Genomic DNA, 23,211 nt, shown 5'->3' with positions numbered 1-23,211 from the left:
CGCGCCTGTAACAAACTTCACATTCGGACTTAAACCAACCGCAATGTGGACCGTCCGCCCCCGCACTTGCGGGGGCGGACCCAGTTAAACGTAAGATAGGTCACGGAAGGCGGTTAGCCTTCAGCAATGAGGCTGGTCGCCCTCCGTCTGTAAATCATCTCTGCCCAATGGCGTGCGGGATCTGTTAGTTGGCTTGAACGCCCGCTCAACTAGTTGTGCTTCTGAAAGCACCAAGGAGACTGAAAAAGTGACGACCCGTATTGGTATCAACGGCTTTGGCCGTATTGGCCGCAACTACTTCCGCGCAGCACTCGCACAGGGCGCGGACCTGGAGATCGTTGCAGTCAACGACCTCACCAGCCCGGAGGCCCTGGCCCACCTGTTCAAGTACGACTCCGTCGGCGGCCGCCTGAAGGAAACCATCGAGGTCAAGGACGGCAACATCGTCGTCAACGGCAACGTCGTCAAGGTACTGGCAGAGCGCGATCCCGCCAACCTCCCGTGGGGCGAGCTCGGCGTGGACATCGTTATCGAATCCACCGGCTTCTTCACCAAGGCCGCGGATGCCCAAAAGCACATCGATGCAGGCGCCAAGAAGGTCCTGATCTCCGCCCCCGCCTCGGATGAGGACATCACCATCGTGATGGGTGTCAACCACAACCTCTACGACAACGCAACGCACCACATCATCTCGAACGCCTCGTGCACCACCAACTGCCTTGGCCCGCTGGCCAAGGTGGTCAACGACGAGTTCGGCATCGAGCGTGGCCTGATGACCACCGTTCACGCCTACACCGCAGACCAGAACCTGCAGGACGGCCCGCACAAGGACCTCCGCCGTGCGCGTGCCGCCGCCGTCAACATGGTTCCCACCTCCACCGGTGCTGCCAAGGCCATCGGCCTGGTCCTGCCCGAGCTCAAGGGCAAGCTGGACGGCTACGCCATCCGCGTTCCCGTCCCCACCGGCTCCGCCACCGACCTCACCGTCACCGTCTCCCGTGAGACCACCGTGGAGGAAGTCAACGCCGCCCTCAAGCGTGCCGCTGAGTCCGAGGAACTCCAGGGTTTCCTGACCTACACCGATGAGCCCATCGTCTCCTCCGACATCGTCGGCGACCCCGCCTCGTCGATCTTCGACTCCGGCCTCACCAAGGTGATCGGCAACCAGGTCAAGGTTGTTTCCTGGTACGACAACGAATGGGGCTACTCCAACCGGCTCGTTGACCTTACGGAGCTTGTCGCGTCCAAGCTGGGCTAGGGTTAGACACATGACATCTCACACCCTCAACGAACTGATCGCTGAAGGTGTCCGCGGGCGGTACATTCTGGTTCGAAGTGACCTGAATGTGCCGCTCGACGGCTCTACAGTGACTGACGACGGCCGGATCAAGGCCTCACTGCCAGTGCTGCGAAAGCTCACGGACGCCGGTGCCCGCGTGCTGGTAACAGCCCACCTCGGACGCCCCAAGGGCGCCCCGGAGGAAAAGTACTCCCTGCGCCCGGCGGTCACCCGCCTGGCCGAACTGGCCGACGTCAAGGTGACCCTGGCCGCGGACACTGTGGGCAGCTCCGCCAAGGAAGCTGCAGCCTCCCTCCAGGACGGTGAAGTGCTGGTCCTCGAGAACGTGCGCTTCGATGCCCGCGAAACCAGCAAGGACGACGCCCAGCGCGGCGCCTTCGCTGACGCGCTGGTGGCCCTCACTGGCGATAACGGAGCCTACGTGGATGACGCCTTCGGCGCCGTCCACCGCAAGCACGCCAGCGTGTACGACGTCGCCACCCGGCTGCCGTCCTACCAGGGCGACCTGGTGCACACCGAGGTGGAGGTGCTGCGCAAGCTGACCACTGACACCCAGCGCCCCTACGTGGTGGTGCTCGGCGGTTCAAAGGTCTCAGACAAGCTCGCTGTCATCGAGAACCTGCTCGGCAAGGCAGACACCATTCTGGTGGGCGGCGGCATGCTGTTCACCTTCCTCGCCGCGGCTGGCCACAAGGTTGCTTCCAGCCTGCTGGAAGAAGACCAGATCCCCGTGGTCCAGGACTACCTGAAGCGCGCAGCCGACGCCGGCACGGAATTTGTGGTGCCCACGGACGTGGTGGTGGCGGAGAAGTTTGCTGCTGACGCCGCCCACGAGACCGTGGCAGCAGAAGCCATCGAAAGCAGCAGCTTCGGCGCCCAGGGGATTGGCCTGGACATCGGACCCGACTCGGCAGCTGCTTTCGCCGAGCGGATCAAGGGTGCGAAGACTGTCTTCTGGAACGGACCCATGGGTGTCTTCGAATTCGAGGCCTTCTCCGCCGGCACCCGGGCCATCGCCCAGGCGCTCACGGAAACCGGGGCGTTCACGGTAGTGGGGGGCGGCGATTCCGCCGCCGCTGTCCGCACCCTCGGGTTCGCCGATGACCAGTTCGGGCACATTTCCACCGGCGGCGGCGCCAGCCTGGAATACCTCGAAGGCAAGGAACTTCCGGGGCTCAGCGTCCTCAACCGATAGAAACAGCGTCCGGCAGCAGTACGGGCAGGAGTACGCCGGCAGCGGCGCCTGCCGCTGCCGGTGCCTGGATCTTTCGTCCTCCGGCCGGCAGGTTGCCACGCGGCAGCCTGCCGGCCGAACACATATCAAGAACTTTTTTGGAGAATACGTGACTTCGTCAACGAACGGCGCTTTTGACCGCAAGCCCTTCATCGCGGGCAACTGGAAAATGAACATGGACCACGTCCAGGGGATCACCCTCCTGCAGAAACTTGCCTGGACGCTCTCCGACGCCAAGCACGACTACAGCCGGGTTGAGGTTGCGGTCTTCCCGCCGTTCACCGATCTCCGCGGCGTGCAGACCCTGGTCCAGGGCGACGACCTGGATGTCGCCTACGGCGGCCAGGACCTTTCCCAGTTCGACTCCGGCGCCTACACCGGCGACATCTCCGGCCAGTTCCTGAACAAGCTGGGCTGCCGGTACGTCCTGGTGGGCCACAGCGAACGCCGGACCATCCACAACGAGTCCGACGAAGTCCTCAATGCCAAGGTCAAGGCTGCCTTCAAGCACAACCTGGTTCCCGTGCTCTGCGTCGGTGAAGGCCTGGAGATCCGCCAGGCCGGCACGCACGTCGAGCACACCCTGGCCCAGCTCCGCGCCGGCGTGGCCGGGCTTAGCCCGGAACAGGCCGCCGAGCTTGTGGTGGCGTACGAACCCGTCTGGGCCATTGGTACGGGCGAGGTTGCCGGCCCCGGAGATGCGCAGGAACTGTGCGCCGCCATCCGCGCCGAGCTTGAGTCCCTCTTCGGAGCCGACACCGCCGCCAAGACCCGCCTGCTGTACGGCGGTTCGGTCAAAGCCAACAACGCCGCCGCCATCCTGAAGGAACGCGACGTGGACGGCCTCCTGGTGGGCGGTGCGAGCTTGGATCCGGCCGAGTTTGCTAATATTGTCAGGTTCGAGAGTCACCTGGTGACGGACTAGTCCGTCCCGCACGCACCTCCCGCAATTCCAACTTTCTGAAAGGCCGTCGTGGACGTTCTTCATGTCATTCTGCAGATCCTCCTTGGCATCACCAGCCTCCTGCTGACGTTGCTGATCCTCCTCCACAAGGGACGGGGCGGCGGACTGTCGGACATGTTCGGTGGCGGCATGAGCTCAGGTCTGAGCTCCTCAGGGGTGGCAGAGCGGAACCTGAACAGGTTCACCATCATCCTCGGCGTCACCTGGGGCATCGTGATCATAGCCCTGGGACTGATTATGCGCTTCACCGGCAGCGGTGACTCCTGATCCCCGAATAAAACGATCTGCGCGGACACTGCCGCCGCGCCGGTCCGCGAACTAAACTGTGGCTGTCGGTTCCCCGGCAGCCACAGTTCTGTTTTAAGAGGCAAGGTGTCCCGATGATCCATCCAACATCAGGTTTCCGGGGCACCCGCGCGGGCGCAACGGCAGGAACAGGAAGCAGCCTCCAGAGCGGGGACCAGGGGAACAGCCTTCCACGGATCCGGATCTCGTACTGGTGTGCCAAAGGGCACGAAACGCAGTTGGTCTTCTTCAAACTCCCGGAGGACCAGATCCCGGCCGTGTGGGATTGCAGGCGCTGCGGGGTGGCGGCGGTGCGGGACGGCGTGGCGCCCGCCGATGCGGACATCCTTGACGACGGCTACAAGAGCCACCTGGAGTACCTTAAAGAGCGTCGCTCCAGCCAGGACGCGGAAGACCTCCTGGCTGGAGCGGTGGAAAAGCTACGCGCCCGCAGCGTCCTTCCGGACGAGCTGCTGGGGGACGCGTGACGCAGCGTTTTCATCGATCAGCCACAGCGTCCGCGATGTACCGCGCGGACCGGCGGCAGGGACCTGTACAGGGTTGGCACCTGCCAGGGCCAACCCCACAGCGCCGGCCTTGTCCTCGCCAGCCACCACCATCCACACTTCGGCCGCCGTATTGATGGCCGGCAGCGTGAGGGACACACGCAGGGGAGGCGGCTTGGGCGAGTTGCGGACGCCCACCACGGTGTTGGCTTTCTCCCGGATGCCGGCCTGCTCGGGGAACAGTGACGCAATGTGCGCGTCCGGTCCTACGCCCAGCAGGACCACGTCCAGGCGGGGGAGTGCGGAGGGCTCCTCCGGCCGGTCATCGGACATGTCGGCTGCGTGCTCTGCGGCTGCCGCTTCCCGCAACCGCCGGGCGTAGTCCTCGGCGGCTTCCTCAGGGCTGCCGAAGTGGTCCGAGGACCCGGGCTCGTGGATCCGCTCAGGGTCCACCGGGATATGCGCGAGCAGTGCGTCATACGCCTGCGTGGTGTTCCGGTCAGCATCGCCGGAAGCGACGAACCGTTCGTCGCCCCACCAGAAATTCACTTTGGACCAGTCCACAGCGGGAGCGGCCGGAGAGTCTGCAACAGCCTTCAGCGTGCCGATGCCCATCGTGCCGCCGGTCAGCACCACGGTGGCTTCACCGTACTTGTCCTGCACATCAACAAGCTTCGTAATCAGGCGGGCCGCGATGGCCGCCATCAGCACCGACGAATCAGGATGAATGCTTACTCTTGGCTCAACGCTCACTGGGTCGGACGCTCCTTAGATTGGTTCGTGGCAGTCCCATAGTAATCACTTCGCCAAATACTTCATCCGGGTCCAGGCGGCGCAGTTCCTCGGCCAGGCAGTCGCGCAGGCTGCGGCGGGGCAGCGAAATCCGTTGGGCGGGCTGGCCCGGCTGGGTCAATTCGGCGACGGACAATCCCGGGCGGAAGAGCTGGACATCGCCGCCGGGGCGGGAGAGCCGGACGCGGCGGATGCCGGTTCCGGCCGGGTCCGCCACGATGGTCACCGGTGCTTCCAGCGCGAGGGTAAGCCAGGCCGCGAGGAGGATGGTGCTCGGGGAGTCCGAGGCACCCTCGACGGCGACGGCGGTTACCGGGGAGGAGTCCACTTCGTCCAGGGCGGCGGCGAGCTGGATCCGCCAGTTGGTCAGGCGGGTCCAGGCCAGGTCCGTGTCCCCGGCGCGGTAGGTTTTGTGGATTCTCTCCAATGCTGCCTGCGGGTCCGGTTCATTGGCGGAGTCTGTGATCCGGCGGTGTGCGATCTTCCCAATGGAAGTTTCGCAGGCGTTCTCCGGGGCGCCGTGCGGCCACCAGGCCACGATCGGTGCGTCCGGGAGCAGCAGCGCGGCCACCAGGGATTCGTTTTCGTGGGCGAGCTTTCCGTAGCCGCGCAGTACGATCACCTCGGAGGCGCCGGCGTCCCCGCCCACCCGGATCTGGGCGTCCAGCTTGTCCTCGGCGGCGGAGCCTGCATCAGCCAGGACGATGATGCGGCAGGGGTGTTCCCGGCTGGCATCGTTTGCTGCCTCGATCGCTTCTTCCTCGAGCCCGGACTTGGTGACCACCACAAGGGTCAGCACCCGGCCCAGCGCGATCACGCCGCCCTGGTCACGCAGTGCCATCAGCTTCTTGGAAACCTTTGAGGTGGTGGTGTCGGGCAGGTCTACAATCATGGCCTTCTCCAGGTTCGTCCGTCACGGGCCAGCAGCTCATCGGCAGAGGCGGGGCCCCAGCTGCCCGGGGCGTAGGGTTCGGGCTGTTCGTTCAGCTGCTCCCAGTACTCCTCGAACGGGTCAAGGATCTTCCAGGACAGCTCCACTTCCTCATGCCGCGGGAACAGCGGCGGCTCACCCAGGAGCACATCCAGGATCAGCCGCTCGTATGCCTCGGGGCTCGATTCGGTGAACGAGTGGCCGTAGCCGAAGTCCATGGTCACATCACGGACTTCCATCTGCGTGCCGGGCACCTTCGAACCGAACCGGATGGTCACGCCCTCATCGGGCTGGACCCGGATCACCACGGCGTTCTGGCCGAAGTCATCCTCCCCGTGGTCGCGGAACAACAGGTTGGGGGCGCGCTTGAACACCACTGCGATCTCGGTGACACGCCGGCCCAGGCGCTTGCCGGCCCGCAGGTAGAACGGCACGCCCGACCAGCGGCGGGTGTGGATGTCCACCCGGATCGCGGCGAACGTCTCTGTGGTGGAATCGGCAGGGATGCCCTCTTCCTCCAGGTAGCCCTGGACCTGTTCCCCGCCCTGCCAGCCGCCGGCGAACTGGCCGCGCGCAGAGTGCGTGGACAGGTCTTCGGGCAGCTTGACGGCGGCGAGGACCTTTTCCTTCTCCGCACGGAGGTCATCGGCGTTGAAGGAGATGGGCTCCTCCATCGCGGTCAGGGCCAACAGCTGGAGCAGGTGGTTCTGGATCACATCGCGGGCCGCGCCCACGCCGTCGTAATACCCCGCCCGGCCGCCGGTGCCGATGTCCTCGGCCATGGTGATCTGGACATGGTCCACATAATTGGCGTTCCACAACGGCTCGAACAGCTGGTTCGCGAACCGCAGCGCCAGGATGTTCTGGACCGTCTCTTTACCCAGGTAGTGGTCGATCCGGAACACAGCATCGGCCGGGAACACCGACTCCACAATGTCGTTCAGCTTCCGCGCCGACTCAAGGTCGTGCCCGAACGGCTTCTCGATCACCACGCGGCGCCACTTGTCACCTTCGGCCTGCGCCAGGCCGTGCTTGGACAGCTGCCGGCAGACCTGCTCGAACGCCTTCGGCGGGATCGAGAGGTAGAACGCGTGGTTCCCCCGGGTGCCGCGGACGTCGTCGAGTTCCTTGATGGTCTCGCCAAGACGCTCAAAGGCGCCGTCGTCGTCGAACTCACCCTGCACAAAACGGATGCCCTCGGACAGCTGGTTCCACACCGCCTCGTCAAATGGCGTACGTGCGTAGGCCTGCACGGAAGCCTTCACCTCAGCGGCGAAATCCTCCTTGTCCCACTCACGCCGGGCAAAGCCCACCAGCGCGAAGCTGGGCGGCAGCAGCCCGCGGTTGGCGAGGTCATACACGGCCGGCATGAGCTTCTTGCGGGCAAGGTCACCGGTCACCCCGAAGAGCACCAGCGAGGACGGACCGGCAATCCGGTTCAGGCGGCGGTCACGCGGATCCCGCAGCGGATTACGCAGCGGTTTGCCGGGACGGGTCCCGGACGACCTGCCGTATTCAGTTTCTGGCATGGTTGCTTTAGTGCCTTAGCTCTCGGTAACGGAGGCTGACCTGGCGGACAGCGCAGCAATGATGTCCTGCAACTGTGCCACACCGGCTGCCCGGTCGGTCAGGTGCAGGCGAAGCACGGGACGCCCGTGCTCACTGAGGACCTGGGCATCGCCAGCGGCCTGCGCGGCAATCAGCTTCCCGAAGGTGAAGGGCCGCTCCGGAATGGCAAGGTCTTCAGCCGAAGCCGCGGTGACCTGGAGGAACACACCAATCGCCGGGCCGCCCTTGTGGAACTGCCCGGTGGAGTGCAGGAAGCGCGGTCCCCAGCCGAACGTTACGGGACGGCCGGTGACGGCGGCGAGCTCATCGCGGACGCCTTCCAGCTGTGCGAACGCCAGGCGGTCGAAGTAGGCCTGGACGCTGAGGTAGCTGTCCGCCTCGAGGGTGTCCAGCAGCGCACGCACTGCCTCTTCGGCCGTTGCTGCGCTGCCAAGCCACTCTCCGCCACGGACCTCGATGGCACCGTCAACGAAAGCCGCCGCCGTGGGTTCGGGCTGTGCGTCCAGCAGGCCGCGGGCGGCCACCTTGGCAGCCTCAACGTCGGGCTGGTCGAACGGATTGATGCCCAGCAGGCGGCCGGCCACGGCCGTGGCAAACTCCCAGACCATCATCTGGGCGGCCAGCCCGCCGGCGATCGCAATCTGGTTATCACCGAGTTCGACGTCGGCGTCCGCGGCTACCAGGCGGACCACCAGCACGTCCTCGGCGCCGGAGGACACCTCCGGTGAGGTGGGACCTGCCACCACCGGCAGGACGCCGGTGCCGAGCTTGCCGGTGGATTCGGCGATGAGCTGCTCGGCCCAGTCGGCGAAGCCCACAATCCCGGAACCGTCCTCGGCGATGATGATCTTATTGCGCAGCGGGCTGGTACCGCCCAGGGCGGTACCCAGTGCCAGGCCGATGTTCTCGGGCGCATCCTCGTTGAGGACCTCGGCTGCTTCCTCGGCCTCGTCCAGGAAAGCCTGGATGTCCACGCCGGCCAGGCCGGACGGCACCAGGCCGAAGGCGGTCAGGGCGGAGAAGCGGCCGCCGACGTTCGGGTCGGCGTTGAAGACGGCCCGGTAGCCGGCCTCGCGGGAGGCCTTGTCCAGCGGCGAGCCGGGGTCAGTGACGATGATGATCCGGCTGGCGGCATCGAGGCCGGCGTCGTTGAACGCCTTCTCGAAGACCCTCCGCTGGGAATCGGTCTCAACGGTGGAACCGGACTTTGAGGAAACCACGATGGCGGTCTCTGCAAGCCGGTCCGCCAGGGCAGCACGGACCTGGTCCGGGTCCGTGCTGTCCAGCACAGTCAGCTCGACGCCGGCGGTTCCGGCGATAACCTCAGGAGCCAGCGAGGATCCGCCCATGCCGCAAAGCACGATGCGGGTTACACCCTCGGCCCGGAGGGCGTCGCGGAGCTCCAGGATCTCCTGCACCAGTGCCTGCGAGACGGTGGCCGCCTCAACCCAGCCGAGGCGGATGGCCGACTCTGCTTCGGCGTCGGGACCCCACAGCGTGTGGTCCTTCGCAAAGATCCGGGTGGCGATCCGGTCCTCCACCAAGGCGGGAAGGTGCTGGTCAAGTGCCTGCTGCGCGGCACCGGTGGCTTCGTAGCTGAGTGTGCTCATAGTCGGTTAGGAAGCCTTCCGTGCGGAGGCGAGGGCGCCCTCGACATCGCCGAGCAGTTCCTTCCAGCTGGCCACGAACTTGTCCAGGCCTTCGGATTCGAGGAGTGCGACGACGTCGTTGTACGAGATGCCAAGCTTCTCGAGCGCGTCCAGGGTTGCGTTGGCTTCGGCGTAGGTGCCCGTGATGGTGTCACCGGTGACCACGCCGTGGTCGAAGGTGGCGTCCAGCGTCTTCTCGGGCATGGTGTTCACGATGCCGGGGGCGACGAGCTCCGTGACGTAAAGGGTGTCCGGGTAGGCCGGGTCCTTCACGCCGGTGGAGGCCCACAGGGGACGCTGGGGGAGTGCGCCGGCTTCTGCCAGCAGGGCCCACCGCTCGGTGGCGAAGAGCTCTTCGTAGACCTGGTAGGCCAGGCGGGCGTTGGCCACGCCGGCCTTGCCCTTGAGGGCCTTGGCCTCGTCGGTGCCGATGGCGTTCAGCCGCTTGTCGATCTCGGTGTCCACGCGGGAGACGAAGAAGGAAGCCACGGAGTGGATTTTGGACAGGTCGTGGCCGTTTTCCCTGGCCTGCTCCAGGCCGGCCTGGAAGGCGTTAATGACGGCCCGGTAGCGCTCCAGGGAGAAGATCAGGGTGACGTTGACGCTGATGCCCTCGGCCAGGGTTGCGGTGATGGCCTCGAGGCCCTCGAGCGTGGCCGGGATCTTGATGTGGACGTTGTCCTTGTTAACCCGCTTGTACAGGTGCTTGGCCTCGGCGATGGTGCCTGCGGTGTCCCACGCCAGGCGCGGGTCAACTTCGATGGACACGCGGCCGTCCACGCCCTTGGTGGCTGCCGCCACGGGAGCGAACAGGTCGCAGGCGTCAGCGACGTCAGTGGTGGTGATCTCGAAGATGGTGTCCTCGACGCTGGCGCCGGCAGCGGCCTGCTTTGCGATCGTGGCGTCGTAGTCGGTACCGGAGGTGATCGCGGCGTGGAAGATGGACGGGTTGGTGGTCACGCCAACCACATTCTTCTCCTCGATGAGCTTGCGGAGGGTGCCGGTTTCCAGGCGTCCGCGGGAAAGGTCGTCGAGCCAGATGGAGACTCCGGCGTCGGAGAGCTGCTGGGTGGGAGTAGTCATGGTGTTTATCTCCTGGAATTCGGTTGTTAGGCCTGGAGGCCTGCGAGGGAGTCCTTGGCGGCCGCGGCAACTGCTTCCGCGGTGATGCCGAACTCCTGGAAGAGGCGCTTGTAGTCAGCCGAAGCGCCGTAGTGCTCGAGGCTGATGGAACGGCCGGCGTCACCGACAAATTCCTTCCAGCCCAGGGCAAGTCCTGCTTCGACGGAGACGCGGGCCTTGACGGCGGCGGGCAGCACGGACTCGCGGTAGGCGGCGTCCTGTTTGTTGAACCACTCAACGCAGGGCATGGAGACAACGCGGGCGGCGATGCCTTCGGCCTGCAGGGCTTCGCGGGCCTGGACTGCCAGCTGGACTTCGGAACCGGTGCCGATAAGGATGACGTCGGCCGGGACGGTGGCGCCGTCCTTCGAGGCTTCGGCCAGGATGTAGCCGCCCTTGGCGACGCCGGCGACGGAACCGAACGTGTCGCCGTCGGCTGCACCCTCGCCGCGCTCCCAGGTGGGGATGTTCTGCCGGGTCAGCACGATGCCGGCGGGGTTGTTGTGGTTCTCCAGCATGGTCTTCCACGCCACGGCCACTTCGTTGGCGTCACCGGGGCGGACAACGTCCAGGCCCACGATGGCGCGCAGCGAGGCGAGCTGTTCCACCGGCTGGTGGGTGGGGCCGTCTTCGCCGAGGCCGATGGAGTCGTGCGTCCAGACGTAGAGGGACGGGACACCCATCAAAGCGCCGAGGCGGATAGCCGGGCGCTGGTAGTCGCTGAAGATCAGGAACGTGCCCGAGAATGCACGGGTGCGGCCATGCAGGCTGATGCCGTTCACGATCGATGCGGCGGCGTGCTCGCGGATACCGAAGTGCAGGACGCGCCCGTAGGGGTTGCCTTTCCATGCGTCCGTCTGCTTGGAAGCGGGAACGAACGACGGCGAGCCTTCGATGGTGGTGTTGTTCGACTCTGCAAGGTCAGCAGAGCCGCCCCACAGTTCGGGCAGGACCGGGCCGAGCGCGTTCAGGACCTTGCCGGAGGCTGCACGGGTGGAGACGTCCTTGCCGGCCGGGAACACGGGAAGGGCAGCGTCGAGGTCCTCCGGCAGTTCCTTGGCCTCGATGCGCTGCAGCAGGGCCGCCCCTTCGGGGTTGGCTGCCTGCCAGGCGTTGAAGGACTCTTCCCATTCCTTGCGGGCGGCGGCACCGCGGTCAACGACGGCGCGGGCGTGGGCCAGGACTTCCTGGTCCACGTCGAAGGACTTGGCGGGGTCGAAGCCCAGGATTTCCTTGAGCGCTGCGACTTCCTCGGCGCCAAGGGCAGAGCCGTGGATCTTGCCGGTGTTCTGCTTCTTCGGCGCCGGGTAGCCGATGATGGTGCGCAGGGAGACGATGGAGGGCTTGGAGGTTTCAGCCTTGGCGGCGACGAGCGCGGAGTAGAGCTCCTGCACGTCTTCCTTGTATTCGCCCGTCTTGGTCCAGTCCACGCGCTGGACGTGCCAGCCGTAGGCCTCGTAGCGCTTCAGGACATCCTCGGTGAAGGCGATGTCGGTGTCGTCCTCGATGGAGATGTGGTTCTCATCGTAGACAACAACGAGGTTGCCGAGTTCCTGGTGGCCCGCCAGGGAGGAAGCCTCGGACGTGACGCCTTCCTGGAGGTCGCCGTCGGAAGCGATCACCCAGATGGTGTGGTCGAAGGGGCTGGTGCCCGGCGCTGCGTCGGCGTCGAACAGGCCGCGCTGGCGGCGCTGGGAGTAAGCGAACCCTACGGAGGAGGCCAGGCCCTGGCCCAGCGGACCGGTGGTGATTTCCACGCCGGCGGTGTGCTTGTACTCGGGGTGGCCCGGAGTCAGTGAACCCCAAGTCCGCAGCGCCTCAAGGTCCTTCAGTTCCAGGCCGTAGCCGGAGAGGAACAACTGGATGTAGAGGGTGAGCGAGGTGTGGCCCGGGGAGAGTACGAAGCGGTCACGGCCCAGCCACTCAGGGTTGCGGGGGTCGTGGCGCATCAGCTTCTGGAAGAGAAGGTACGCGGCCGGCGCCAGGCTCATGGCCGTTCCGGGGTGGCCGTTGCCCACCTTCTCCACCGCGTCCGCGGCCAGTACGCGGATGGTATCCACCGCGCGCTGGTCCAGGTTGGTCCAAGACAGTTCTTGCTCTTCCAAATGTGGCACGAAAACCGGGCCCCTCTCTGTGCTGATGGCAGGCGGCACACGGGGTCCGTTTGAAGGCACGCTGTGGGGCGCCCGTTGCGGTGTGTACCAGCCGTTCACCATCGAAACGTTGATCTTTCACTCAGCCACTTGACAGTCTGGGAATGCGTTTTCCACTAGTTCCCTGCTGCGTGCTGATCTGTTGACAGCTTAGCTCTATTCCATTCTTCGGGCCGCCCGAATCTCACGTTTTGGACGCAATTTCCGCTTATATGAATCCTTCTGAAGTGAGGTTGAGTTAATCTGCTCGAATCGGTGCGCGAGCGATCATCTGCACCAAACGCGGGGCGACTGCGGCGTGCGCGGCAGGCCGTTGGGAGGGGAGCAGCACGGTATGATATTTGGAGGCCAGTGCCGGGCTGCGGACCTTTTGGCCGCCCGGAACTCCCGGCCGGTGCGCGGATCACGTGAATGATGGTTCCGCCGGTGCCCGGACGGGCAGGGCCGCATGACGAAGCTGGTTAGCCAGACAGAACAGCCAACAGAACGGGTGACTGCCACCGTGAGCACAACAGATACGCCGCTGAACGCATCCCGGTCAAGCGCCGGGATTGCCCGTAAGGCAAAGGCGTATCTCGCCCTCACCAAGCCCCGCGTGATTGAACTGCTCCTGGTCAGCACGCTGCCCACCATGATCTACGCCGAGCGCGGCTTTCCCTCCATCGGCCTGATCCTGGCAACCCTGGTGGGCGGTGCGTTCGCGGCCGGCAGCGCCGGAGCCTTCAACTGCTACATTGACCGGGACATCGACAAGCTGATGCACCGCACCGAGAACCGGCCGCTGGTCACAGGCGAAGTCACCCCGCGTGAAGCCCTGGTCTTCTCGTGGCTCCTGGGCGCCGCCGCCATCGCCATCCTGTGGTTCGGGGCCAACCCGCTGTCCGCCTGGCTCGGCCTGGGCGCCATCTTCTTCTACGTGGTGATCTACACGATCATCCTCAAGCGGCGCACGGCGCAGAACATTGTGTGGGGGGGCGCTGCCGGCTGCTTCCCTGTCCTGATCGCCTGGGCCGCCGTCACCAACTCGGTGGAGTGGCCCGCAGTCATCCTCTTTATGGTGATCTTCCTCTGGACTCCGCCGCACTACTGGCCGCTGTCCATGCGGTACGGCGAGGACTACCGCAACGCCAAGGTGCCCATGCTTGGCGCGATCGCCGGGGCCAAGGTAGTTTCGGTGCAGGTAGTCCTCTACGCCTGGGCCATGGTGGCCTGCTCGCTGCTCATGGTTCCCGCTGGCGGGGCAGGCTGGGTCTACACCGTCACGGCGGTCCTGGCCGGGGCCTGGTTCCTCTACGAATCGCACTCCCTGTACAACCGGGCCCAGCGCGAGGACATCTCGGACAAGCGCGCCATGAAGGTTTTCCACGGCTCAATCAGCTACCTCACCCTGCTCTTCATTGCCCTTGCAGTGGATCCGTTCGTGGGTCCCGCGATCATGGCCGGCTAACCGGCACAGCACACTTTCCTGGCGGGCGCCGGTGATTGAGCCTGTCGAAACCAGATTTCGACAGGCTCAATCACCGGCTGTTTTTAAATGCTCAACCACCGATAGCCCTCCCGAACGCCCCATCACCTCTCGCAGGTTTTTCCGGAACGCCCCACCACCTCTCGCAGGTTTTCCGGGAACCCTTCCGCACTCTTGCCGGCTGGTTTCGGCATGCATCGACGTATGACATTTTTGTCATATGTGTCACTTTTCCTGTCAGCCTTCGTGACTATCTGGTTACTGTGGAATGGATCCTGCCCAGCGAGCAAAGGAAAATCCATGGCACAGGCGCCTGATCCCTCTACCGTTCCAACTGCAATTCACAGTCCGCCCGCTCCAGAAAAGGGCTGGAAGGGATTCCGGCATCCAGCCTTCCTCGGACATCTCGGCGCCGACATCCCGGCGTCACTCGTTGTGTTCCTCGTTGCCCTCCCGCTGTCCCTCGGCATAGCCGCAGCGTCCGGCGCGCCCATCATGGCCGGGCTTATCGCCGCCGCCATCGGCGGCATAGTGGCTGGCAGCCTGGGCGGGTCGCCGCTCCAGGTCAGCGGACCCGCCGCGGGGCTCACTGTCGTTGTGGCCGGGCTGGTGCAGGAGTTCGGCTGGCAGGTGACATGCGCGATCACCGCTGCGGCCGGCGTCGTCCAGTTACTGCTCGGCATCAGCCGCGTGGGGCGCGCCGCGCTGGCCGTCTCGCCCGTGGTGGTGAAGGCGATGCTGGCCGGCATCGGCATCACCATCATCCTGCAGCAGCTCCAGGTGCTGCTGGGGGCCGAACCGGCCGGCTCGGCGCTGGAGAACCTCGGCGCATTGCCCGGCGCCATTACCAACGTCGAATTGCACGCAGCCCTGCTGGGGCTCACCGTCGTCGGCATCCTGCTGGGCTGGAAGTACCTTCCAGCCGCGGTGCGCCGCGTTCCCGGGCCGCTGGCCGCCGTCGTTACCGGTACTGCCCTTTCGGTCGCGTTCGCTCCGGGAGTCCAGCGCATCTCCTTCGAGGGGTCCATTTTCGACGCCGTTGCGTTGCCGCAGCTGCCCGAGGGCAACTGGCGTGCCGTCGCCTTCGCCGTGATTTCCATGGCGCTGATCGCCAGCATCGAATCGCTGCTGTCCGCGGTTGCGGTGGACAAGATGCACCGCGGGACACGCACTAACCTCAACCGGGAGCTCGTAGGCCAGGGGGCGGCCAACATCGTTTCCGGGTCCCTGGGCGGACTCCCGGTGACGGGTGTCATTGTCCGCAGTGCCACGAATGTGGAGGCCGGCGCAGCCACCCGCGCCTCCGCCGTCCTGCACGGTGTCTGGGTCCTGGCCTTCTCCGCGATCTTCGCCGGACTGATCCAGCTGATCCCAATGTCCGTCCTGGCCGGACTGCTGGTGGTGATCGGCGCCCGCCTGATCAAGGTTGCCGATATCCGCACCAGCCTGCGCACGGGTGATCTCCTGGTCTACGTGGTGACCCTGCTCTGCGTGGTGTTCCTGAACCTTCTCGACGGGGTCATGATCGGCCTGGCGCTGGCGGCGGCCAGCGTACTCTGGCGCGTGCTGCGGGCCGCAGTCCACGCACATCAGCCCGTCTCGCCGTCGGACCCCTGGCGCGTCACCATCGCCGGCTCCTGCAGCTTCTTCGCCTTGCCCCGGCTGAACCGGGTACTGCACTCGGTTCCTGCAGGGATGGACGTTGTGGTGGAGCTGAACGCGGACTACGTCGACCACGCCTTCCGCGAAGCCCTGATCGCCTGGCAGGACCAGCACCAGGCGGCGGGCGGGACCGTCCACCTTGAGGAACACGGAAATACCCTCTTCCAGGACGCGGCGCACCGGGCACCCCAGCGGCAGGAAGCCCGGGAACTTCCGCTCCCGCCCAGGACATCCTGGCAGGCTGCCGCCTCTGCCGGGGACGGGACCGGGGCTGCCGGGGACGGGGAGCGGACCACGGATCCGGCCGGACGGCACTCCAGCCCGCTGGGTTCGCTCCTGGAGGGGATCAACAAGTACCACCGGCGGTTCGCCGACCAGGTCCAGCCGCTGGTCCAGGATTTGGCCGACGGCCAGAACCCGGACACGCTGTTCGTTGCCTGCGTGGACTCCCGCGTGAACCCCAACCTGATCACCAGCAGCGGCCCGGGAGACCTCCTGACCCTGCGCAACATCGGCAACGTGGTGTGCCACGAAGGCCAGGACGCCTCGATCGACTCGGCCCTGTCTTTCGCAGTGAAGGGCCTCAACGTGGAATCGATAGTGATCGGCGGGCACTCCAACTGCGGTGCCATGAAAGCACTGATCGAGGATGCGAACGGTAACGGCAACCCCGACTTGGGGGCTGGCTTCGACGCCTGGTTGAACCATGCACGGCCCAGCTACCGGGAACTTGCCGGTCACCCCGTTGCCCGGGAAGCTGCGGCCGCCGGCTACGGCCTGGTGGACCAGTTGGCCATGGTCAACGTCGCTGTTCAGCTGGGCAAGCTGGAGTGCCATCTGCTGGTTGGCCCTGAACTCGCAACGGGCAGGTTGACGGCAACCGGACTGTTCTACGACATCGCCACGGCCCGCGTGCTGCTGGTGGAGCCGGGCGGCATCCGGTTCCTCGATCCTGCCCAGGCCGCTGCTAAAACAGGTGCAGCGGCCCTTGCCCGGTGACACGAAAGTAGGGCACTAGCTTTAGTGCACAGGCGGTGAAACACCAGCGCCCCGGGTTCGCATTGAACCGGGGGCGCTGGTGTTTTACGGGTCCGGAGGCGTGCTGTGGGGGAGCCACCCAGCCGGGCCCGCTAAGCCACCGGGCTGGATTTGGCGATGTCCCAGGCGTTCGTTGACGCCACCATCAGCAGCGCGGCCCCGAGCATATGGGCCGCCACCAGGAGGGCCGGAATGCCGTTGTAGTACTGGGTGAAGCCGATGATGGCCTGGAGGACGGTCACGCCGAGGAGCCCCAGCACAGCGGTGCGGAAGGGCCCGGGGATCCGGCGCAGGAACACCAGGGCCAGTGCCACCACCGTTCCGGCCGTCACCAGGTAGGCCGGCACGGCGTGGATGTGCGAGAAGAGGTCCCAGTCCAGCCCATTGCGCGGAGCGTCGGCGTCGCCGGCATGCGGACCGGCTCCGGTCACCACAACGCCGAGCATCACGGCAATGGCGGAAAAGAGCGCGACGGCGGCCGTCACCGGGCGCATGATCCCCGGCAGGGCGGGGTGGCGGGAAGCGAGGAACCTGCCGGTCCGGCCGAACGCACGGTTCACCAGCAGCGTGGCAAACACCACCAGCGCCATGGACACCAGGAAGTGCAGGCCCACCACCCACGGGTTGAGGTTCGTGAGGACCGTGATGCCGCCGATGATGGCCTGCGCCGGAATGCTGGCCAGCAGGCCGAGGGCCAGCAGGAAGAGGTCCCGGCGCTCCTTGCGGAGGTTCCACAGGTACACCAGCATCAGGGCGGCGACTGCTGCCAGGGCGAAGGTCAGGAGCCGGTTGCCGAACTCGATGAATCCGTGGATGCCCATCTCGGCGGTGTTCACCAGCGAGGTATCAGTGCAGCGCGGCCAGGTGGGGCAGCCCAGCCCGGATGCCGTCAGCCGGACTGCTCCGCCGGTCACCACCAGGAGGGTCTGCCCGATCAGCGAGGCAACGGCAAGCCGGCGCACCCGGACATCGACAGAGCGGGGCAGCCGGGACGACAGGCGGTTGACGAACTGGGGGAGGCGTGACGCCGTGCTCACGGATATCTCAATTCCACTTGAACCAACGGATGGCAGCTGCCCCGGCGATGACCGTCCAAAGCAGCAGGATGAGGGCGGCGCCGCCGTTGAGCGTGCCGCCAAGGAAAGCTTCGCGCAGGGATTCGCCCAGGGCACCGGAGGGCAGGAAGTGCACTATTGCCTGCGGGCCGGCGGGCAGCCGTTCCGCCGGGATGACGATTCCGCCCAGGGCGCCCAGCAGGATCCACAGCAGGTTGGTGATGGCCAGGGTTGCTTCCGGCCGTACCGTTCCGGCCACCAAAAGGCCCAGCGCGGTGAAGGCGGCGGCCCCCAATGCCAGGAGCAGCAGGCCGGGCGCCCAGCCGGCTGCCGCGGGCCGCCAGCCCAGCGAAAAGGCAACAGCGCTGACGACGGCGACCTGCAGGCAGAGCACGGCAAGGACCGAAAGTGCCTTGCCGGCGATCAGGCCGCCGCGGCCCAGCGGCGTGGTGGAAAGGAAACGGAGGACGCCATAGCGGCGGTCGAAGCCCGTGGCGATGCCCTGGCCGGTGAATGCCGTGGACATCGCGCACAGTGCCAGGATTCCGGGCACGGCGACGTCCACGCGGCTGCCGCCCATGCTGTCCAGGAACGGCGTCACGGTCAGGCCGACGAGGGCCAGGAGCGGCAACACTACTGCCAGGATCAGCTGCTCGCCGTTCCGGAGCATGGCCAGGGCCTCGTATTTGCCCTGCAGCAGCACTCGGCGCAGCAGGGAAGCTGGCTGTTGGATGCCGGACACTCCGCCCAAAGCGGCGAGGGGCGCCTTGCCGGCAGCACCGGACGCTGTCCCGTTCATCGGATGTCCTTTCCCGAGATGTCCAGAAAGACGTCTTCAAGGCTACGCGCCTGCAGGCTCATCGACGCTGGCATGATGCCATGCGCTTCCCACCACGTGGCCAGGGCCGCGAGGTGGGCGGGAGTGAGGCTGCCCGTGACGGTGTAGCTTCCGGGGCGGGTCTCGGAGACGGCGATGCCGTCCGGCAGGACGCCGTCGAAATTCAGCCCGGCAGCAGCCTCGAACTCGAGGGTGCGGATGTGCTCGGCGCCGGCTTCCACGCCGGGATTGCGCTGGAGCAGTTCCTGGACAGTTCCCTCGGCAACGTTCCGGCCGCCGTCGATGATGTAGACGTAGTCGGCCAGCCGCTGGGCGTCATCCATCAAGTGGGTGGTGAGGATAATCCCCATCCCGGCGTCACGAAGTTCGGTGATCAGATCGAACACGAGTTGGCGCGACTGCGGGTCCAGGCCGGCGCTGGGCTCGTCGAGGAACAGGACCTCGGGCCTGCCGATCAAAGCGGCGGCAAGGGCCAGCCGCTGTTTCTGCCCGCCGGAGAGGCGGCGGACGGTGGTCCGGCTGAAGGTGTCGATGCCGAGCCGCTGGATCAGGTCGTCCACGGGCCACGGGCGTTCGTAGAGCCCGGCGATGTGCCGCAGCAGCGGAACAGGCCTGGACGACGGCGGCAGCCCGCCGTCCTGGAGCATCACACCGACGCGGGAGCGGAGGTCCGCCCCTGCCGCGGCCGGGTCCTGACCCAGCAGTGAGATGGTGCCGCCGCTGCGCTTCTGGAGGCCCTGGGCACACTCGAGGGTAGTGGTTTTTCCGGCGCCGTTGGCACCAAGGAGTGCTGTCACCTGGCCGCGCTCGGCGATGAGGGAGACACCGCCCACCACCCGGAGCATTTTTCCGTCCAGGCTGGCAAGGGGGCCAACATCCTTAACTAGCCCGCTGATGGACAGAACCGGGGATTGGGGGGATAGCACCCCAGTATTCTACGGGATGTAGTATTTTGCGCGGTCCCGTCCGGCGGTCCGCTCAGGTCAGCCTGTCCTTACTGGAATACGGGACTAAATTACGACACTATTGTGTTGTGTATTCCATGACCAATGCTACTGCTGTGCCCTTCGCCGGGCACGGGGCCCTCGAGGCTCCCGCAGACCGCGGCCGCCCGGCCGCCGGTCCGGTGGCTGACGCCGACGAGCGCACCCGGGACCGGGTCCTGTCCGCCGTCCTGGAGCACGGACCCGTCAGCGCCGCCGAACTGGGTGACCTGCTGGGGTTCACCCCGGCCGCCGTGCGGCGCCACCTGGACCATCTGTCCCGCGCAGGCGTGATCGAAGTCAAGCGCGTGGCCAGGTCCGGTGCGGGTGCAGGCCGTCCCGCCCGCCGCTACGTCCTCAGCTCGCAGGGCCAGTCCAGCCTGGGCAACGACTACCTCGATATCGCCGCCCTGGCCCTCCAGCAGCTCCAGAAAATGGCCGGCCCGGACGCCGTGCGGGCCTTCGCCGTCGAACGCTTCGCTGACATGGAGCGCCGCTACGCCCCGGAAATCGAAAAGGCCGGACCGGACGTTACCGACCGTGCCAAGGCGCTGGCCGAGGCCCTGAGCCGGGATAATTTCGTCGCGTCGGCAGCATCCATCGAAGCCAAGGCTCCGCTCCCTGCGGCCCTTTCCAGCGTGCAGCTGTGCCAGGGCCACTGCCCCATCCAGCAGCTCGCCGCCCGGTTCCCGGTGTTCTGCGACGTGGAAACCGAAGTCTTCTCACGCCTGGTGGGCGTCGACGTACGCCGGCTCTCCACCCTGGCGCGCGGCGGGCACGTCTGCACCACCCACATTCCCACAGGCAGGCTGTCTGCCCAGGCGCCCACAAGGCTCCCGGCAGCCCCCGCCAGCCTGAATGAAGTAAACAACCATCAGCAAGAAAGGCCGTGATGACGGACCAACTATCAGAGAAAGCAGTCGCCGAAAACACTGTGATCTCGGAGATTCTGGAAAAGAATCCCGAGCTCCACGGCATCGGCAACTACGAGTACGGCTGGGCTGACAAGAACGACGTCGGCGCCAACGCACGCCGCGGGCTCAATGAAGAAGTTGTCCGGGACATTTCGGCGAAGAAGAGCGAGCCGGAGTGGATGCTGGACCTGCGTCTCAAAGGCCTGAAGTACTTCGACCGCAAGCCCATGCCCACCTGGGGCGCGGACCTCTCCGGCATCGACTTCGACAACATCAAGTACTTCGTCCGCTCCACGGAGAAGCAGGCAGCCACCTGGGAAGACCTGCCCGAGGACATCAAGAACACCTATGACAAGCTGGGCATCCCCGAGGCCGAAAAGCAGCGCCTGGTTTCGGGTGTCGCCGCCCAGTACGAGTCCGAGGTTGTCTACCACCAGCTGCGTGAGGACCTGGAGCGCCAGGGCGTCATCTTCCTGGACACCGACACCGCGCTGAAGGAACACCCGGAGATCTTCCAGGAGTACTTCGGCACCGTCATCCCGGTGGGCGACAACAAGTTCGCCTCACTGAACACCTCCGTCTGGTCCGGCGGCTCATTTGTGTATGTCCCCAAGGGCGTCCACGTGGATATCCCGCTGCAGGCATACTTCCGCATCAACACGGAAAACATGGGCCAGTTCGAGCGGACCCTGATCATCGCGGACGAGGACTCCTACGTCCACTACATCGAGGGCTGCACTGCGCCCATCTACACCTCGGACTCCCTGCACTCGGCAGTCGTTGAGATCATCGTGAAGAAGGGCGCCCGCGTCCGCTACACCACCATCCAGAACTGGTCCAACAACGTGTACAACCTGGTGACCAAGCGCGCTATCTGTGAAGAGGGCGCCACCATGGAATGGGTCGATGGCAACATCGGTTCCAAGGTCACCATGAAGTACCCGGCCGTGTACCTCGTAGGTGAGCATGCCAAGGGTGAAACCCTGTCCATCGCGTTCGCCGGCGAAGGCCAGCACCAGGACACAGGCTCCAAGATGGTCCACATCGCGCCGAACACCAAGAGCTCCATCATCTCCAAGTCGGTGGCCCGCGGCGGCGGCCGTGCAGCTTACCGAGGCCTGGTACAGGTCCGCGAAGGCGCCAAGCATTCCGCCAACACCGTGCGTTGTGACGCGCTGCTGGTGGACACCATCAGCCGCTCGGACACCTACCCGTACATCGACATCCGCGAGGACGACGTTGTGATGGGCCACGAGGCAACTGTTTCCCGGGTCAGCGAAGAGCAGCTCTTCTACCTGATGTCCCGCGGCATGCGCGAAGACGAAGCCATGGCGATGATCGTCCGCGGCTTCATCGAGCCGATTGCCCGCGAGCTCCCCATGGAGTACGCACTTGAGCTGAACCGCCTGATCGAACTGCAGATGGAAGGGTCCGTCGGATAACGATGACTGAAATCACTACTGAAAAGGCACGCATCGGCGCGCCCTCAGCCCAGCCGTTCATCAACGGCTTCACCGAAGAAGGCGAGAGCCTCTCACCCATCAACGCGGGCACCAAAGCACCGCTGGCCGGGGATTCGGCGAAGAGCCACTCCCACGGCGGCGGCGTTGGCATCCCGGACAGCTCACGTGCCGGACGCCTGACGTCCTACAAGCTTGCCGACTTCAAGCCGCTCACCGGCATGGAGGAAGACTGGCGGTTCACCCCGCTCAAGCGCCTCCGCGGGCTGCACTCCGAGGTCCTCTCAGGCGCCGCACCCACCGTGGTGGTCACCGGACCCGAGCAGGTCACCGTCGAGAGCGTCGGCCGCGAGGACCAGCGCATCGGTACCGCCGGCATCCCCGAGGACCGAGTGTCCGCCAACGCGTGGGAGAACTTCGCCGGGGCCACCGTGGTGACCATCCCGTCCGAGTTCGAAGCGACGACGGAAATCACCGTCGACATCGAAGGCACCTCGCTCGAGGCCGCCGCCCAGCACCTGGTGATCGTTGCCGAGAAGTTCTCCAAGGCAGTGGTGGTCCTGAGCCACAAGGGCTCCGCGGTTGTTTCGGAAAACGTCGAGATCATCGTCGAGGACGGCGCCAGCCTGACGGTTATCACGCTCCAGGAATGGAACGACGACGCCGTCCACGCCTCCTCCCAGCAGGCCAAGATCGGCCGCGACGCCAAGCTCAAGCACGTCATGGTGAGCCTCGGCGGCGACCTGGTCCGCGTCACGCCGTCGGCCCGCTTCACCGCCCCCGGCGGCGAGGCTGAACTGTTCGGCCTGTACTTCGCCGATGCCGGCCAGCACCTGGAGCAGCGCCTCTTCGTGGACCACGCCGTGGCGAACTGCAAGTCCAACGTGCTCTACAAGGGCGCACTGCAGGGACGCAACGCCCACGCAGTCTGGGTTGGCGACGTCCTGATCCGCAAGGAAGCCGAAGGCACCGACACCTACGAGGCCAACCGCAACCTGCTGCTGACCGACGGCGCCCGCGCCGACTCCGTGCCAAACCTCGAAATCGAGACCGGGCTGATCGAGGGTGCAGGCCACGCGAGCGCCACCGGCCGGATGGACGACGAGCACCTGTTCTACCTGATGGCTCGCGGCATCCCGGAGGATGTTGCCCGCCGCCTGGTGGTCCGCGGCTTCCTCAACGAGATCATCCAGCAGATCAAGGTCCCCTCCATCGAGGAGCGGCTGACCGAGGCTGTTGAAAACGAACTCGCACTGACGGACAACTAGAAGGCACGGAGCACGGGTTTACA

19 protein-coding genes are annotated in these 23,211 nt (G+C 65.8%); 10 read left to right on the top strand and 9 right to left on the bottom strand.

Annotated features, from left to right (window positions below; translation table 11 throughout):
* The first annotated feature begins 247 nt into the window (after positions 1 to 247).
* From gap to QF047_RS09935, 5 genes are all read left to right on the top strand, one after another.
* Positions 248 to 1,258: a type I glyceraldehyde-3-phosphate dehydrogenase gene (gene gap, locus QF047_RS09955; RefSeq protein WP_050055344.1), complete on the top strand. Its 1,011-nt coding sequence runs from the start codon at positions 248 to 250 to the stop codon at positions 1,256 to 1,258.
* A gap of 10 nt (positions 1,259 to 1,268) precedes the next feature.
* Positions 1,269 to 2,495: a phosphoglycerate kinase gene (pgk, locus tag QF047_RS09950; RefSeq protein WP_307276245.1), complete on the top strand. Its 1,227-nt coding sequence runs from the start codon at positions 1,269 to 1,271 to the stop codon at positions 2,493 to 2,495.
* 148 nt (positions 2,496 to 2,643) lie between these two features.
* Positions 2,644 to 3,459 carry a triose-phosphate isomerase gene (tpiA, locus tag QF047_RS09945; RefSeq protein WP_307276242.1) on the top strand — a complete coding sequence of 272 codons (816 nt, stop codon included), beginning with the start codon at positions 2,644 to 2,646 and terminating at the stop codon, positions 3,457 to 3,459.
* Positions 3,460 to 3,507: 48 nt separating this feature from the next.
* On the top strand, positions 3,508 to 3,765 hold the full coding sequence (gene secG, locus QF047_RS09940) for a preprotein translocase subunit SecG (protein ID WP_050055341.1): 258 nt from the start codon (positions 3,508 to 3,510) through the stop codon (positions 3,763 to 3,765).
* A 113-nt stretch (positions 3,766 to 3,878) separates the two neighbouring features.
* A complete protein-coding gene (locus tag QF047_RS09935) occupies positions 3,879 to 4,271 on the top strand; it encodes an RNA polymerase-binding protein RbpA (RefSeq protein ID WP_307276238.1) in 393 nt (130 codons plus the stop codon).
* On the opposite strand, the gene pgl is transcribed toward QF047_RS09935, so the two are convergent.
* From pgl to tkt, 6 genes are read right to left on the bottom strand one after another with little or no spacing between them, the layout of a single operon-like run.
* Entirely contained in the window at positions 4,224 to 5,042 is an 819-nt protein-coding gene (gene pgl, locus QF047_RS09930) for a 6-phosphogluconolactonase (protein ID WP_307276235.1), read from the bottom strand. The genes QF047_RS09935 and pgl overlap by 48 nt on opposite strands.
* Positions 5,032 to 5,973, bottom strand: coding sequence for a glucose-6-phosphate dehydrogenase assembly protein OpcA (locus QF047_RS09925; RefSeq protein WP_306633336.1), 942 nt, complete (start codon positions 5,971 to 5,973; stop codon positions 5,032 to 5,034). The genes pgl and QF047_RS09925 overlap by 11 nt, the downstream gene beginning before the upstream one ends.
* Positions 5,970 to 7,541 carry a glucose-6-phosphate dehydrogenase gene (gene zwf / locus QF047_RS09920; protein ID WP_306633338.1) on the bottom strand — a complete coding sequence of 524 codons (1,572 nt, stop codon included), beginning with the start codon at positions 7,539 to 7,541 and terminating at the stop codon, positions 5,970 to 5,972. Before zwf ends, QF047_RS09925 begins: the two co-directional genes overlap by 4 nt.
* 15 nt (positions 7,542 to 7,556) lie before the next feature.
* Positions 7,557 to 9,191 carry a glucose-6-phosphate isomerase gene (locus QF047_RS09915; protein WP_307276230.1) on the bottom strand — a complete coding sequence of 545 codons (1,635 nt, stop codon included), beginning with the start codon at positions 9,189 to 9,191 and terminating at the stop codon, positions 7,557 to 7,559.
* Between the two features lie 6 nt (positions 9,192 to 9,197).
* Entirely contained in the window at positions 9,198 to 10,313 is a 1,116-nt protein-coding gene (tal, locus tag QF047_RS09910) for a transaldolase (RefSeq protein WP_306633342.1), read from the bottom strand.
* Between the two features lie 26 nt (positions 10,314 to 10,339).
* Entirely contained in the window at positions 10,340 to 12,457 is a 2,118-nt protein-coding gene (tkt, locus tag QF047_RS09905; protein ID WP_307281880.1) for a transketolase, read from the bottom strand.
* A gap of 538 nt (positions 12,458 to 12,995) precedes the next feature.
* Between tkt and QF047_RS09900 the strand changes: the two genes are divergently transcribed.
* Both QF047_RS09900 and QF047_RS09895 read left to right on the top strand, forming a co-directional pair.
* Positions 12,996 to 13,952 carry a heme o synthase gene (locus tag QF047_RS09900; protein ID WP_307281878.1) on the top strand — a complete coding sequence of 319 codons (957 nt, stop codon included), beginning with the start codon at positions 12,996 to 12,998 and terminating at the stop codon, positions 13,950 to 13,952.
* 318 nt (positions 13,953 to 14,270) lie between these two features.
* A complete protein-coding gene (locus QF047_RS09895; RefSeq protein ID WP_307276225.1) occupies positions 14,271 to 16,631 on the top strand; it encodes a bifunctional SulP family inorganic anion transporter/carbonic anhydrase in 2,361 nt (786 codons plus the stop codon).
* 131 nt (positions 16,632 to 16,762) lie between these two features.
* On the opposite strand, the gene QF047_RS09890 is transcribed toward QF047_RS09895, so the two are convergent.
* Genes QF047_RS09890 through QF047_RS09880 form a run of 3 tightly spaced genes read right to left on the bottom strand, consistent with a single transcriptional unit; the run spans position 16,763 to position 19,489 of the window.
* The gene (locus tag QF047_RS09890; RefSeq protein WP_307276222.1) at positions 16,763 to 17,707 is read right to left on the bottom strand and encodes a heme A synthase; all 945 of its coding nucleotides are present in this window, start codon (positions 17,705 to 17,707) and stop codon (positions 16,763 to 16,765) included.
* A gap of 7 nt (positions 17,708 to 17,714) precedes the next feature.
* Complete coding sequence (locus QF047_RS09885) at positions 17,715 to 18,524, bottom strand: ABC transporter permease (protein ID WP_307276219.1); 810 nt, start codon at positions 18,522 to 18,524, stop codon at positions 17,715 to 17,717.
* Positions 18,521 to 19,489 (bottom strand): ABC transporter ATP-binding protein, encoded by a 969-nt coding sequence (locus QF047_RS09880; protein WP_307276216.1) that lies wholly within the window; start codon positions 19,487 to 19,489, stop codon positions 18,521 to 18,523. Before QF047_RS09880 ends, QF047_RS09885 begins: the two co-directional genes overlap by 4 nt.
* Positions 19,490 to 19,596: 107 nt before the next feature.
* Here QF047_RS09880 and QF047_RS09875 point away from each other — a divergent pair, with 107 nt between their 5' ends.
* From QF047_RS09875 to sufD, 3 genes are read left to right on the top strand one after another with little or no spacing between them, the layout of a single operon-like run.
* Positions 19,597 to 20,439 carry a helix-turn-helix transcriptional regulator gene (locus tag QF047_RS09875; RefSeq protein WP_373427005.1) on the top strand — a complete coding sequence of 281 codons (843 nt, stop codon included), beginning with the start codon at positions 19,597 to 19,599 and terminating at the stop codon, positions 20,437 to 20,439.
* Entirely contained in the window at positions 20,439 to 21,902 is a 1,464-nt protein-coding gene (gene sufB / locus QF047_RS09870; protein WP_307276211.1) for a Fe-S cluster assembly protein SufB, read from the top strand. The genes QF047_RS09875 and sufB overlap by 1 nt, the downstream gene beginning before the upstream one ends.
* A gap of 2 nt (positions 21,903 to 21,904) precedes the next feature.
* Positions 21,905 to 23,188: a Fe-S cluster assembly protein SufD gene (gene sufD, locus QF047_RS09865; RefSeq protein WP_307276208.1), complete on the top strand. Its 1,284-nt coding sequence runs from the start codon at positions 21,905 to 21,907 to the stop codon at positions 23,186 to 23,188.
* Positions 23,189 to 23,211 lie beyond the last annotated feature (23 nt).

The sequence above is a fragment of the Arthrobacter sp. W4I7 genome, from assembly GCF_030816215.1.
GTDB classification, from domain to species: Bacteria; Actinomycetota; Actinomycetes; order Actinomycetales; family Micrococcaceae; genus Arthrobacter; species Arthrobacter siccitolerans_A.
The sequence above is the reverse complement of the archived record's forward strand: the minus strand, read 5'-3'. Positions and strand labels throughout refer to the sequence as shown.

Excerpts from the sequence above, each read along its gene's own strand:
- pgk (WP_307276245.1), top strand. The coding sequence starts at position 1,269 with ATGACATCTCACACCCTCAACGAACTGATCGCTGAAGGTGTCCGCGGG.
- QF047_RS09935 (WP_307276238.1), top strand. The coding sequence starts at position 3,879 with ATGATCCATCCAACATCAGGTTTCCGGGGCACCCGCGCGGGCGCAACG.
- QF047_RS09925 (WP_306633336.1), bottom strand. The coding sequence starts at position 5,973 with ATGATTGTAGACCTGCCCGACACCACCACCTCAAAGGTTTCCAAGAAG.
- zwf (WP_306633338.1), bottom strand. The coding sequence starts at position 7,541 with ATGCCAGAAACTGAATACGGCAGGTCGTCCGGGACCCGTCCCGGCAAA.
- QF047_RS09915 (WP_307276230.1), bottom strand. The coding sequence starts at position 9,191 with ATGAGCACACTCAGCTACGAAGCCACCGGTGCCGCGCAGCAGGCACTT.
- tal (WP_306633342.1), bottom strand. The coding sequence starts at position 10,313 with ATGACTACTCCCACCCAGCAGCTCTCCGACGCCGGAGTCTCCATCTGG.
- QF047_RS09895 (WP_307276225.1), top strand. The coding sequence starts at position 14,271 with ATGGCACAGGCGCCTGATCCCTCTACCGTTCCAACTGCAATTCACAGT.
- QF047_RS09885 (WP_307276219.1), bottom strand. The coding sequence starts at position 18,524 with ATGAACGGGACAGCGTCCGGTGCTGCCGGCAAGGCGCCCCTCGCCGCT.
- sufB (WP_307276211.1), top strand. The coding sequence starts at position 20,439 with ATGACGGACCAACTATCAGAGAAAGCAGTCGCCGAAAACACTGTGATC.
- sufD (WP_307276208.1), top strand. The coding sequence starts at position 21,905 with ATGACTGAAATCACTACTGAAAAGGCACGCATCGGCGCGCCCTCAGCC.